11 protein-coding genes and 1 tRNA gene are annotated in these 13371 nt (G+C 72.3%); 6 read left to right on the forward strand and 6 right to left on the reverse strand.

The features are described from left to right. Positions 1 to 134 precede the first annotated feature (134 nt). The 4 genes from OV090_RS33500 to OV090_RS33515 all read left to right on the forward strand — a co-directional run bounded on the left by OV090_RS33500 (position 135) and on the right by OV090_RS33515 (position 5125). A complete protein-coding gene (locus OV090_RS33500; RefSeq protein WP_267708747.1) occupies positions 135 to 500 on the forward strand; it encodes a DUF962 domain-containing protein in 366 nt (121 codons plus the stop codon). Positions 501 to 929: 429 nt separating this feature from the next. Continuing rightward, on the forward strand, positions 930 to 2024 hold the full coding sequence (locus tag OV090_RS33505; protein WP_267708748.1) for a HEAT repeat domain-containing protein: 1095 nt from the start codon (positions 930 to 932) through the stop codon (positions 2022 to 2024). A 341-nt stretch (positions 2025 to 2365) separates the two neighbouring features. After that, a complete protein-coding gene (locus OV090_RS33510) occupies positions 2366 to 4360 on the forward strand; it encodes a prenyltransferase/squalene oxidase repeat-containing protein (RefSeq protein WP_267708749.1) in 1995 nt (664 codons plus the stop codon). 255 nt (positions 4361 to 4615) lie between these two features. Further along, positions 4616 to 5125, forward strand: coding sequence for a hypothetical protein (locus tag OV090_RS33515; RefSeq protein WP_267708750.1), 510 nt, complete (start codon positions 4616 to 4618; stop codon positions 5123 to 5125). 90 nt (positions 5126 to 5215) lie between these two features. On the opposite strand, the gene OV090_RS33520 is transcribed toward OV090_RS33515, so the two are convergent. The 5 genes from OV090_RS33520 to OV090_RS33540 all read right to left on the reverse strand — a co-directional run bounded on the left by OV090_RS33520 (position 5216) and on the right by OV090_RS33540 (position 8013). Further along, entirely contained in the window at positions 5216 to 5764 is a 549-nt protein-coding gene (locus OV090_RS33520; RefSeq protein WP_276601147.1) for an adenine phosphoribosyltransferase, read from the reverse strand. Positions 5765 to 5800: 36 nt separating this feature from the next. Beyond that, positions 5801 to 6610, reverse strand: a complete 810-nt coding sequence (surE, locus tag OV090_RS33525) for a 5'/3'-nucleotidase SurE (RefSeq protein WP_267708752.1) — start codon at positions 6608 to 6610, stop codon at positions 5801 to 5803. 120 nt (positions 6611 to 6730) lie between these two features. Next, a tRNA-Pro gene (locus OV090_RS33530) sits at positions 6731 to 6804 on the reverse strand. Between the two features lie 305 nt (positions 6805 to 7109). Then, positions 7110 to 7724: a MerR family transcriptional regulator gene (locus OV090_RS33535; protein WP_267708753.1), complete on the reverse strand. Its 615-nt coding sequence runs from the start codon at positions 7722 to 7724 to the stop codon at positions 7110 to 7112. A gap of 10 nt (positions 7725 to 7734) precedes the next feature. After that, positions 7735 to 8013, reverse strand: coding sequence for an integration host factor subunit alpha (locus OV090_RS33540; RefSeq protein ID WP_096333509.1), 279 nt, complete (start codon positions 8011 to 8013; stop codon positions 7735 to 7737). Between the two features lie 289 nt (positions 8014 to 8302). Between OV090_RS33540 and OV090_RS33545 the strand changes: the two genes are divergently transcribed. Together OV090_RS33545 and OV090_RS33550 are read left to right on the forward strand one after the other, a co-directional pair. Beyond that, positions 8303 to 10096 (forward strand): DUF2330 domain-containing protein, encoded by a 1794-nt coding sequence (locus OV090_RS33545; protein ID WP_267708754.1) that lies wholly within the window; start codon positions 8303 to 8305, stop codon positions 10094 to 10096. A gap of 313 nt (positions 10097 to 10409) precedes the next feature. Further along, entirely contained in the window at positions 10410 to 11372 is a 963-nt protein-coding gene (locus OV090_RS33550) for a YndJ family transporter (protein ID WP_267708755.1), read from the forward strand. Positions 11373 to 11464: 92 nt separating this feature from the next. Here the strand turns inward: OV090_RS33550 and OV090_RS33555 are convergent, their stop codons facing one another. Continuing rightward, entirely contained in the window at positions 11465 to 13009 is a 1545-nt protein-coding gene (locus tag OV090_RS33555) for a hypothetical protein (RefSeq protein ID WP_267708756.1), read from the reverse strand. Positions 13010 to 13371 lie beyond the last annotated feature (362 nt).

Genomic DNA, 13371 nt, shown 5'->3' on the forward strand with positions numbered 1-13371 from the left:
GCCCGCTGTGCGCCCTCCCTCGCGCGGGACCTCCAGCCCGCGCCGCTCCGGCGATCTCGCGCACAACCTGTCTTTTCAGCCATCCCCCGCGTCCGCGCGTGACGGCCGCCCGGCCGCGGCGTATGGTCGGGGCGATGCCCGCGCCCCGCGATTTCTCAGAGTTCTGGCCCTTCTATCTCGGCGAGCACCGCAACCCCGTCAATCGCGCGCTCCACTACGTCGGCACCAGCAGCGCCTACCTCTTCGTCGCCTGGATGGCCTGGACCGGTCGCTGGAGCCTGTTCCCGCTGGCCCTGGTGATCGGCTACGGCCCCGCGTGGATCGGTCACTTCTTCATCGAGCGCAACAAGCCGGCCAGCTTCAAGTACCCGCTGTGGTCCCTCATCGGCGACATGAAGATGCTGCGCCTCCGGCTCACCGGGCGCATGCGCGGCGAGATGATCCGCCTGTTCGGCAGCACCGCCCCCGCGCCCGACGCCCCCCAGCGCGCCCGCACCTGACCGGGGCGGCCCGTCCGAGGCGCCTGTCCCGAGAGACAGCCAATCTGTCCCTCGCGCCCTGTCCTCGACGACACCCTGCCCTTCACGACCCCCGGCGCGGTCGTCTCCGTCCTGTCCCTCAAGACACCCTGGGCGCCCCTCCCTCGCTCCTGGCCGTTCCACCCCGTCCTTCACGACACCCGGCGCGGCGATCTCCATCCGCTCGCGGCAGCCTCTCCTGTCTCTTGCGCCCTGTCCCTCACGACACCTGGCGCGCTGCATCCTTCCTGGCCCTTTCGCTCCGTCCTCCCCGACGCCCGAGCGCTCGCTTCTCTCCTGTCCCTTGCGCCCTGTCCTTCAAGACACGCGAGCCTCGCGCCGCGAGCCCTGTCCCTTGCGACACACCTCGCGCGCCTGACCCCGCGTGACGCTTCCCTCACTGCGCCCCGCATGCCCTCGCTCCCGATCACCCTCGAGGCCGCCCTGCGCGACGCGCGTTCGCCCGACCCGACCTCGCGCAGCGTCGCGGTGCGTAACCTCGCCGCCGCCCTCCTGGCCGAGCTCGGCGATCCCTCCCCCGCGCTGCACCTGGCCGCAGGCCACCCGCTCGGCGAGGCAGTGGTCGCCGCGTTGACCGCCGCCCTCGCCGATCCGGTCGTCCCGGTGCGGGCCATGGCCGCGACCGGCCTCGGGCAGCTCGGCGAGCCCGACGTCATCCCGCACATCGACCCCTGGCTGCACGACGCCGATCCCGGGCCCGACGCCGGCTACCTGCGCGAGTGCGCCGCCATCACCTGCGTCCTCCTCGGCCTCGCCGCCGCCCCCGAGCACCTCGTCAAGCCTGACGACGCCGAGGGCCCCGTCGAGTCCCCCGCCGCGCCGCATCCCTTGCGTCCTCCGGGACATGTCCCGAGCGACCTGTCCCGAGTCACCTACGAAGCCGCCCTCGCGCGGATCACCGCGGCCCTCCGCGCCCCCGCGCCCGACCTGCGGTTCCAGGCCGCCGGCGGCCTCGTCGAGCTGGCCGGCCGCGCCGCCGAGCCGGCCCTGTGCGCCGCCCTCGACGGCGAGACCCATCCGCACGTCCGCCTCGCCCTCGTCAGCGCCCTCGCCGAGCTCGACCCGCCCGGCCCCGAGGCCTGCACGCGCCTCGCCGCCGTGGCCACCGACCCGGGCGCCGCCGTCGACCTCGCCTTCGCCGCCGCCCTCGGCCTCGCCGCCGCCCGCGACCCCCGCGGCGGCCCGCCCCTGCTCCTCGCCCTGCAGCGCTCCGGCGACCGCGCCCGCGCCCTCGAGGCCCTCGCCGCCCTCGGCCCCGCCGCCCCGCCGGCCGCCGTCCCGCCGATCCTGAAGATCGCCCGCGGCTGGCTCACCCCCGCGGTCATGCGCGTCCGCGCCGCCTACGCCCTCGTGCGCGTGGCCCCGCAGGTCGGCCAGCCGCTGTTCGACGAGCTCGCCAGCAGCCGCCGCCCCGCCGTCCAGGAGGCCGTCGCCGACGCCCGCGCCGCCCTCGCCGCCCTCGCCCTCAAGGACATGTCTAAATAGACATGCTCGCCAGGACATGTCCTTGGGAGCATGGTCCCGAGGACATGCCGCTGCCGTCCGCGCACTGAAGCGCCCGCGGCCCCGCGCGCGGCCTGGCGCGACCGCGCGGATGACCCCAAAGCCAGGTCGAAATCAGGGCACGCCCGACGCGTTCGCCCGTGCGCGACCGCGACGGGCCCGACCCTCGTGGTCGACCCCGCCCGGCTCGACTCGCCGCGACCCCCCGCGACCCGCATGCACGCGGACGACCCCCTCGCCGCTGGCTGCAGCCCGCGCCCGCGCCCTCGCGTCCTGCGATCCAGCGCACACCGCTTGGCCGCCCGCTTTGCCACCCTCGGCTCGTGACGCCCGCGACCGCCGAAGCCCCCCACAGCGACCTCGCCACCGCCTACGAGCGCGCCTTGCAGCACCTCCGCGGCGTGCAGGCGACCAAGGGGGCCGTCGGCGGCGAGGTGATCTGGAACCCGATGCTCGTGTGCCAGTACGTGATCGCGTGTCACGTCCTCGGGCGGCCGATCGCCCCGGTGCGGCGGCAGCGGATCCGCCTCGCCCTCGAGCGCCAGGTGCGGGACGACGGCGGCTGGGGCATGCACCCCGACAGCGACAGCTGGCTGTTCCACACCACCCTCGGTTACGTCGCCCTGCGCCTGCTCGGCCACCCGCCCGACGACCCGCTGACAGCCGGCGCGCTGCGGTGGATCCGGGCCCACGGCGGCGTCACCAAGAACCCGACGTGGGGGCGGATCTGGCTGGCCCTCCTCGGCCTCTACCCGTGGCAGTGCGTCCAGCCGATCCTGCCCGAGATGTGGCTGCTCCCCGAGGCCACGCCGGTCCACCCGCGCCGCCTCTACTGCCACATGCGCCTGATCTACCTCGGGCTCAGCTACCTCTACGGCGCCCGCGTCCAGGCCCCCGATTCACCTGTCCTTCGGGACATCCGCGACGAGCTCTACGACGGCGCCTACGACCGCGCCCCGTTCCGCGCCCACCGCGACGACATCGCCGCCACCGACCTGTACGAAGCGCCAGGCGCCGGCCTGCGCGCCGCCTTCGCCGCCATGCGGGCGCTCGACCGCGTCGCCCCCGGCCTCGTGCGCAAGAAGGCCCTCGCCCGCGCCATCGAGCACGTCCTGTTCGAGCTGCGCAGCACCGGCAACGTCTGCCTCAGCCCCGTCAACGGCCTGCTGTTCAACCTCGCCCTCCACCACCACGACCCGTGCCACCCCGAGCGCGACGCCGCCTTCCGCGGCCTCGAGTACTGGTTCTGGGAGGACGACGTCGAGGGCGCGCGGATCTGCGGCGCCCGCAGCGACATCTGGGACACCTCGTTCCTCCTCCAGGCGCTGTGCGAGGGCCCGCAGAGCGCCACCGGCGAGGCGCTCGGGCGCAGCGCCGCTGCCTGGCTGGCGACCGCGCAGATCCGCGGCGACATCCCCGGCGGCGCCGAGCACTACCGCGAGCCCGCCGACGGCGGCTGGGGCTTCGCCGACGAGCGCCACCCGTGGCCCGTCAGCGACTGCACCGCCGAGGCGCTCGAGGCCCTGATCCACTGCGCCGACCACGACCTGGCCCAGCCGCTCCCGCGCGATCGCCAGCTCGCCGCCGTGCGCTTCGTCCTGCGCCGGCAGAACGAGGACGGCGGGTTCGGCTCCTACGAGCCGCGCCGCGGCAGCCTCGTGCTCAAGCACTTCAACCCCGCCGAGATCTACGGCAACTGCATGCTCGAGTACTCGTACTCCGAGTGCACCGCGAGCTGCGTCCGCGGCCTCGCCCTCGCGCGCGCCCGCCTCGGCGACGCCATCCCGCCCGGCCTGCTCGCCGACGTCGACGCCGCAGTCGAGCGCGGCGTCGCCTTCCTCCTCGGCGCCCAGCACCCCGACGGCGGCTGGCTCGGCTTCTGGGGCATCAACTTCACCTACGGCACCTTCTTCGCCGTGCACGCCCTCCTCACCGCCGGCCTGCCGCGCAAGCACCCCGCGATCCGCCGCGCAGTCGCCTGGCTGGTGCGCCGGCAGCGGCCCGACGGCGGCTGGGGCGAGAGCTTCGAGGGCCTGCTCGACGGCCGCGACGTCCAGCTGCCCGCGCATGAGCCGAGCCTGGTCGCCCAGACCTCCTGGGCTGTCCTCACGCTCATGGCCGCCGAGACAGCCGAAGAGGCCCCCGCGATCGAGCGCGCCATCGCCTACATCCAGGCCCGCCAGCAGTCCGACGGCAGCTGGCCGCGCGAGCGCGCCAGCGGCGTGTTCTTCAATACCGCGGTGCTCGACTACGACCTCTACCGCCAGATCTTCCCGGCTTGGGCCCTGGCCCGCCGCCTCGGCCGCGCCGCCGAGTGAACCCGGGCGGCCTCCGGCGCCGCAGCGGCGACTCGCGCACATGCCTTAAAGGGCATGTTCTCGGGAACATGCTCTTTCGAACATGCCCCGGATGCGCGGTCGCCGGGCTCGCCGCCGCACGATCGCGGCCGCGAACCCCGACGCATGACGCCGCTCTCGCCCGCCGTGCGTTCGCCATGACCCCCTGCGCGCTTGCGCGGGCGACGCGCCAGTCGTCGCTCGCTCGCCGTTCCGCGCCGCGGCACAATCGCCGGCGTGACCGACCCCGCCGAGCTCACCCGCGCCATCGTCGACGCCCGCGGCACCCATCGGGTCGTCTGCCGCTTCCTGGCGCGCGAGCCGACCGACGACGCCGACCTGCCGGACGACGACTTCGCCGATCTGTTGCGCGGAGAGCTGCTGTCGGCCGCGCCGGCCGCGAAGCAAGCCGACCCGTTCGCCCAGGCCCTCGCCGACCTCGCGCGGATCGTCGACCTCCCCGGACGCCCCTTCCCCTGGGTCGAGGCCGACCCCGCCGAAGCTCGCGCCAGCGTCGTCGGGCTGCTCATGCGCGGGGTCTACGACGAGGAGGCGCGCATGCCCCTCGCCACCGCCCAGGCCCTCGCCGGCCGCTTCTTCGCCGGCTTCGGCGCCGACGCCCGCTGCTTCTGGCGCGGCCACGACCACCCCTTCGGCGACGCGGTCGTGGAGCACGTCCTCGCGGTCGTCGACCCGCGCCGCTCCGGCCTCCTGGGCCTGTTCGACGACGGGCCGCGGCGCGATTGAGCATGTCCGGAGAGGCATGCCCCTTCGAACATGCCCCTTCGAGCCTGTCCCTTCGCGCATGCCCGTCCGGACATGCCCGAAAGGCCCGCCTCAGAACGACAGCAGCGCCTCGACCCGCAGCGGCGCCAGCCGCTCGCGCCCCTTCAGGAAGGGCAGTTCGATCAGGAACAGGCTGGCGACCACCTCGCCGCCGAGCCGCTGGACCAGCCGCGCCGCCGCGCCCGCGGTCCCGCCGGTGGCCAGCAGGTCGTCGACCAGCAGCACGCGGTCGCCGGGCGCGATCGCGTCGGCGTGCATGTGCAGCGTGCCCTCGCCGTACTCGAGCGCGTACGCCTGCGTCACCGTGGCCGCCGGCAGCTTGCCGGGCTTGCGCGCCGGGACGAAGCCGACCTCGAGCGCGTGGGCGATCGGCATGCCGAACAGGAACCCGCGCGACTCGACCCCGACGATGCGGTCGATCGAGCCGGCGAGGTCGGCGACCGCGTCGAGGTGGAGGCGCAGCGCCGCGGCCATGGCCGCCGGCTCGCGCAGCACCGGGGTGATGTCGCGGAACAGGATCCCCGGCGACGGGAAGTCCGGCACCGCGCGGATCAGGCTGGCCACGTCGCGCAGCGCCGCCGCGCGCTCGGCCTCGGACATGCGAAAATCGGGGCTCTCGCGCATCGTCTCGGTCCTCTAGTCGTCGCTCCGCGGATCGACCTGCACGGTCGTCCCGGCGAACATCGTCTGCCACGGTGTCAGGTCGGGCGCAGTGATGTCGAGGATCAGCGGGGTCACCGACACGCAGCCGCGTTTGACCGCCCAGGTGTCCTCGCCCTCGTGCTCGCCGGCGTCGCGCGGCGGCCCGCCGATCCAGAAGTAGGCCATCCCGCGCGGGTCCTGGCGGCGCTCGACCTGCTCCACGTAGGGCCGCGCGCCCAGCCGCGTCACCACGATCGGCAACCCCTCGGCCAGCACCTCCGGCGGCCCCTCCGGCGGCGGCGCGCTGTGGGAGATCCACGGGATGTTGACGTTCAGCAGGCTCAGCGACGGCTGCGCCAGCAGCATGCGGGCCAGCGTCCGCACCACCGGGATCGCCACCCGCGGCGACTCGCGCGCGTGGACCGACACCGCCATCGCCGACGCCCCGCGGATGAACCCCTCGGCGGCGCCCCCGACCGTCCCCGAGTAAAACACGTCGGAGCCGAGGTTATAGCCCGGGTTCACCCCTGACACGACCAGCGCCGGCCGGCGCTCGCACAGGTGCAGCGACGCCAGGTACACGCAGTCGACCGGCGTGCCGTTGACGCGGTGCCAGCCCGGCCGGACCTCGTCGACGCGCAGGTGCGAGTGCAGCGTGATCGCGTGCGACGAGCCGCTGCGCTCGGTCTCCGGCGCGCACACCACCACGTCGCCCAGCGGCGCCACCGCCTCGGCCAGGGCCAGGATCCCCGGCGCGAGGATGCCGTCGTCGTTGGTGACCAGGATCAGCGGCCGTTCCGACACGCCGCGCCTTGTAGCACAGACGACCCGGCGGCCCCGACGCGAAACGGCCGCGAAACGGCCGCGGAGCGCGGACCAAAAAGTAAGAGCCGGCAGGGGAAACCTGTCGGCTCTTCGCGTTTGTCGGGGCGAGAGGATTCGAACCTCCGACCCCTAGACCCCCAGTCTAGTGCGCTACCAGGCTGCGCTACGCCCCGAAACGGAGCGCCGGTATACGCGCTTTGAACCGCCTGGGCAAGCCCCCTGCGCCACCGGTCCGCCCGGCAAACTCACGCAGCGCTCGTGCGGTCATTTTTTCGGGCCGATCGCTGGCCCTCCGAGCCCTCGGAGACCCCGCCCACCCGGCCCCGGCCGTCGAACCTGGCCTCGCCCGCCCGACGTCCTCGACCCCGTCCGCAGCCGCCGAACTCGCCTCACCCAGCGGGCCTCACGCGCCGCCTCGCATCGCCGACCCGAAGCACCGCTCGCCGGGCGGCGCCTCGCCGACCCCACGCGTCCGCCGTCACAGCGGCTCGCGGCCGGTGCGCTGCAGCAGTGGTTGCGCCTCGCCGGCCGCCGCCGCCTCGTCGATCAGCGCCCGGGCACCGCCGCGAGTGCGGATGAACTCGACCGGGTCGGCGGCAGTGTTGGCCGTCGTCTCGGTGTTCTCGACCCACGCGATCAGATCGTCGAGCGACTCGCGCAGCGCCGCCAGCGACTGCGACGCCAGGTAGCGGCTCGACGGCGGGGCCATCTCGACCGCGTCGCCGCCGAGGCGCAGCTGCTGGCGCGCCCCCGCGATCGTGAACTTCTTCGCGTACAGCAGGTGCTTGATCTTCAGCAGCGTCTCGACGTCGCGGCGCCGGTACACCCGCTGCTGCGTGCGCGACTTCTGCGGGCGGATGACCTTGAACTCGGTCTCCCAGTAGCGGAGCACGTAGGCCGGCACGCCGACGATCTGCGCCACCTCGCCGATCTTGAAGTACAGCTTGTCGGACCCGAGGTCGGGCCCTGCAGTCGCGCTGACCTTCTTCGCCCGCGCGCGCGTGCGGGTCGGCTTGGCCTGGCCCTCGCTCGCCGCGCCGTCGCCCGCCTTGCGCCGGCTCGTCTGTCCCGCGTCCTCGTCTGCGCCGCTCATCGCAGTCTCGCTACGCGTTGAGCGCGGCCTTCAGCACGTTGCTCGGCTTGAACGTCAGCACCCTGCGCGCGTCGATCGTGATCTGCACGCCCGTCTGCGGGTTGCGGCCCGGACGCGGGTTCTTGGCGCGGACGACGAAGTTGCCGAACCCCGAGATCTTGATCTTCTCGCCCTCCGCGAGCGTGTTCTTCATCAGCTCGAACACCACCTCGACCACGTCGGCGGCCTCCTTCTTGGAGAAGCCGCCGACTTCCTCGCATACGCGCTCGATGATGTCCGCCTTCGTCATCGCCGCGGATCTTTGGCAAAATCTCGGCGCCGCGCAAGCCCGGCGGCCGTGCGTTGGCCCTAGCCCTGCGCGAGAAAAACTCAACTGCCGCGCTTGTTTGCAGCATCACATGTCGGGCACGAGCGGCGGTCCGTCCGGGCGCCGCGCCCACCCCCGTCCCGGGCTTCCTGTTCACGACTGCACGACCTCGCAGGAGCCCGTAGAACGCCGCTCCGATGGCTTGCGCCAGCGCCGGCCGCGAGCGATCATCGCGGCGATGCTGCGATCTGCTTGCGCTTATGTCCTACCGTTGACAGCCGTATTGCTGGCCGCGCTGCCGCCGAACCGAGCGGACGCCTGCGGCGGCACGGTGTGTGAGCCCGGGCCTAACGCCATGCCGGTCGACCAGACCGGCGAGAACATCCTCTTCGTCATCGACCAGGGCCAGGTCGAGGTCCACATCCAGATCCAGTACGACCCGGACACCAACGCGCAGCAGTTCGCGTGGCTGATCCCGCTGCCCGAGGTCCCCACCTTCTCCGTCGGCAGCGAGCTCCTGTTCCAGGAGCTGCTGAACGCCACCGTCCCGACCTACGGCCTGCAGGACAACTTCGAGTTCTGCGGCGGCGACACCGACAGCTTCCCGGCCACCTCCGGCGCCAGCTTCACCGGCGACGGCACCACCGGCGACGGCACCGACACCGGCGTCATCGTCAAGAAGATCGAGACAGTCGGCGCCTTCGAGGTCGTCGTGCTCGCCGGCATGAACGCCGGCGACATCATGCAGTGGCTGGGCGACAACGGCTACCAGCAGGACCCCAACGCCGAGCCGATCTTGCAGGAGTACCTCGACGAGGGCAACAGCGTCGTCGCCTTCAAGCTGAGCAACGACGAGGGCCTCAGCAGCATCCATCCGATCGTCCTCAACTTCGCCGAGCCCGAGGGCTGCGTCCCGATCCGCCTGACGCGGATCGCCGCCGTCGAGGACATGGACATCCGCGCCTTCAGCCTCGGCGACGGGCGGGCGATCCCCACCAACTACCGCCACGTCCTCGTCAACCCGCTCAAGATCGACTGGCTCAACCTCGGCGCCAACTACAAGGAGGTCGTCAGCCTCGCCGTCGACGCCTTCATGGCCGAGGGCCACGCCTTCGTCACCGAGTTCGCCGGCGACAGCGGCGTCCTCAGCGTCGGCAACTTCTACTCGCCCGTGTGGAGCGCCGATCCCTTCACCGGCCTCGCCGCGGTCGACGTCATGAGCCAGCTCAACCAGCAGGGCCTGACCGACTGCAGCGACGAGTTCTTCTGTCAGTTCAACCACCCCCTGGTCCAGGGCCTGCTCGCCACCTACCTCCCGGTGCCGAACGGCATCACCGCCGAGCAGTTCTACAGCTGTCTCAGCTGCTTCGAGGCCGACATCGACCTCGGCGCCTGGGGCGACGGCAGCGGCTTCGCCAAGGACCTGCTGGCCCGCGTGATCGAGCCGGCCGAGCACGCCAAGACGCTGGTCGACACCTGGCCGTACCTCACGCGGCTCTACACCACCATCTCGCCCAACGAGATGACCGAAGACCCGCTGTTCCTCCTGAACCCCGAGCTCCCCGACGTCCCGAACCTGCGGATCGCCCAGCGCGACATCTCGTGCGAGGACTTCTCGGTCGTCACCTTGCCCGACGGCCGTCAGGTCAACATGAACTTCGGCGACCCGTGGCCGCAGTTCCAGGACGAGATGCCGTGGGAGGAGGACGTCGACCAGATGGTCATGGACGGCATGCCGCAGCCGCTCGTCGACAACACCCCGCTCATCGACCAGCTGCTGGCCGACTGGAACCAGCAGCACCCGCCGCCGCCGCCCTCCGGCACCACCGGCGGCCCCACCACCAGCGACACCGACGGCCCCACCACCGGCCCCGACACCTCGGGCGGCAACAGCAGCAGCACCGGCACCACCTTCTACTCGACCGAGAGCGACAGCAGCCCCAACATCGTCGGCGGCGCCGAAGGCAGCAGCTGCGCCTGCGACGGCCGCGGCGACGCCCCGACCGTCCCCTCCCTGCTGGCCCTGCTCGGCCTCCTCGCCGTCCGCCCGCGCCGGCGCCGCTGAACCGAAGGACATGTCGCCGAGGGCATGCTCTCCAGGGCATGTCCGAAGCGACATGTCCTTGAGGGCATCCGCGTTCGCCGCAGCTCGCCTACTGCAAAGGCATGTCCCAGGCGACATGTCCTCGAACCCCCCCGCTCGCCTCCCGCGTCCGTGCCGCGAGGGCGATGCTCACCGGCCTCAGTCCGCGAGCGCTTCTGACCTCCGCACGAGGCCTCCTCCGTCGCGCAGGCGAGGCCCCGCCGAACTCGCGCCCGGACGCTCCCCGGCTCTCCGCGTTCCCGCGTCCCCGGATCCCCGCGATACACTCCCGCGCGTGGCCCCTGCCTCGCTGAGCACGAGCACCCCTGCGATCGGCCTCCTCGTCTGGCTCGCCCTCGTCGGCGTGCGCCTCGGCGACCTCGGCGACGAGGCGACCCTCGCCGAGGTCATCGTCCTGTTCGTGGTCCTCGTCGCCGTCCCGCGGGCGCTGCTCTTCACCGCGGACATGTCCCCGAGGACATACGCCAACGCCGCCCGCCCTGCCGGCCTCGCCGGCCTCGCCGGCCTCGTCGCCGCGGTCCCGGCCTTCGCCCCTGGCCTCGACCCGGGCGTCGCCGCCGGCCTCACCGGCCCCTGGCTGCTCCTGTGCGGCCTCGCGGCCCTGCACGGCCTCCTCCGCTTCCTCAGCCGGCGCAGCCTCGCCCCCGCCGAGCTCGCCCTCGACCTCGGCCTCGTGTGGCTGCCCGGCGCCGCGGTGTGGCTGCTCGTCTACCGCGGCGACCTCGTCCTCGGCGGCTTCGGCGGCCTCGCGGCGATCCTCACCGCCGGCCACTTCCACGCCGCCGGCTTCGGCGCCCTCGTCATGGTCGGCCTGCTCGGCCGCGGCCTCGGCGATGCACCCGACTGGACGCGCCGCGTCTACCGCCTCGTCGCAGTCGTCCTGATCCTCGCCTTCCCCCTGCTCGCGGTGGGCATCGGCGCCGGCGCTCGACCGGTCGAGCTCGCCGGCGCCGGCCTCTACGTCCTCGGCCTCCCGCTCCTCGCCGGCCTGCAGCTGGTCACCGCCGCCCGCCTGCGCGATCGGCCAGCCTGGGCGCGTGTCCTTCTGGCCCTGTCCTCCGCGTCACTGTTGATCAGCACCACCCTCGCCGGCATGTACGCCGCCCAGGGCTTCTACGGCGCCGCCGTCCCGATCCTCACGATGCTGCGCGCCCACGGCCTCGTCAACGCGCTCGGCTTCCTCGGCCTCGGCCTGCTCGCCTGGGGCGGCCTGCAGGCGCCCGCCCGCAACGACTGACGCCGACGCGCCCGATCCACATGACCGAAAAGACAGGCCGCCATCCCGACCGGCGCTCCGCACATTCGCGCCGGCCGGCATGACGCCCTGCGCTACTGCGGGATGATCGCCTTGCAGATGCCCGCGTCGCACACGAGCGGCGGGCAGCAATCGTCGTCGACCACGCACGGGCCGCAGGTCCCTCCTGGGGTGCACGCGGGGGTAGGGTTGGCGCAATCGTGGCAGTCGCCGCAGCCTTGATCGGGCGGGTCGCAGCCGTCGAGCTCGAGGATCGCCTGGTCGTAGTGGACCACCAGCGGGCTCGCCAGCTGCAGCCCGCCGACGAACAGCGAGCCCCAGATCTCCGACATGTTGTTGGCCGTGAACACCGCGTTCGGCTGGTACAGGTTGGCCCCGAGAGTGAAGTTGCTGGCGAACTTGAACGCCCCGCCGACGTAGATCCGCGTCGCCGCCGGCCGCTTCGGGTCGCCGATCGTCGCCACATTGTTAAAATTGGCGTTACCGGCGATGAACAGGTCGAGCTCTGCCTCGGGCGCGAGCGTGATGTGGAACGCCCCCGCGTTTTGCACGTCGCCGGCCACCGCGATCACCGTGCGCCCGGTCAGCGTGATGTCGAGGCTGCTGTTGCTGTCGATCCCCGTGAAGAAGTAGCGGCCGCACGGCAGCTCGATCGACTTCGGCTGCGGCAGCCCGACCAGCTCGTCGGGCGCGATCGGCAGGGCGTCGTTGTCGTTGTCCTGCATGTAGCCGCTGACGATCTTCGGCACGTCGATGAGGTCCTCGCAGTCGCACGGCGTCTTGACCTCGACCTGCTCCTTGATCGTCGCCCCCAGCACCTTCGCCCCTTGGTTCATCTTGTTGGGCAGGATGTGCAGGTCGCCGTCGATCGTCAGCGTCATGTTCTGCGCGAACAGGTTGCCCTCGGTGAACAGGTCGTCGGCCACGTGCGACGCCGAGCCGGCCGTCAGGTCGTCGCTGCACTTGAGCTGCTGCGCCACCTCGTGGGCGTTGAACGTCTCGATCTTCCCGTCCACCCACAGCGACCCGCCGATGTCGACCATCGACGCCGCCTTGTACGGCCCGTTGACCCCGACCGAGCCGCCGTCCATCGGCACCATGTTCGGGTCGTTGCTGTCGAACGAATCGGTCCTCAGGCTGTTGTTCGCAGTCAGCCCGCTGCACGAGCAGATCGCGAACAAGAACGTCTTCTTGCCGAGGTCGCCGGTGCACGTAACCTCGTCGCCGGGCAGCAGGATGCCGCCCTCGCCCTCGCAGAAGTCGACCGCCCCGGTGGTCCCGCCCGTCGTCTCCCCGCTCGTCGTCTCCCCGCTCGTCGTCGCGGTCGCCGTCCCCGTCGTGCTCGTGCTCGTGCCCGGGTTCGTCGTCGACGTCACCGGCTCGCCCGACGTGGGCCCGGTCGTCGACGTCCCCGTCGAATCACTGACCCCGCCGCTCGCAGTCGTCCCCGTCGTCGGCACGTCCGTGCTCGTGCTGCCCGTCCCCGTCGCCGTGACGGTCGAGCCGGTCATCGTCGTGCCTGCGCTGAGCCCCGTCCCGGTCCCGCCGCTGTCGTCGCCCGAACCACCGCAGGCCGCCATCGCCATCGCCACCCACAAACTCGCGCCGCGTCTCGCCATATCCTCGCAGACTATCGAGCCCTGCCCGATCGCCGCAATGTAAGTCTCGGAGCCCGGCGTGCGATATCCGGGTCTCGTGAATGCCGCCATCGCAGCGCCTCGCCGCGGACCGGCCTGCCGCGGAGGATCGGGCGCGCCGACCGCCAACCGTCCGAACGAGGGGTTCCCCGAAGGATCTCACAAACCGCGGCGAATCGCGTCATGACGCCGACTATGGACAATCGGGCCGAACACGAGTGCGCTCTCGGCACCGCGGCCGCGGACGAGTGGCTCGCGCAGTCCCCCGCAGATTGTGCAGAGTGCATCCCGCGCTCGTTCGATTCCGCCGGGATTCGAGAATCATCGATCCGGCAGCGAAGAAA

The organism is Nannocystis sp. RBIL2, from assembly GCF_026626745.1.
Taxonomy (GTDB): domain Bacteria; phylum Myxococcota_A; class Polyangia; order Nannocystales; family Nannocystaceae; genus Nannocystis.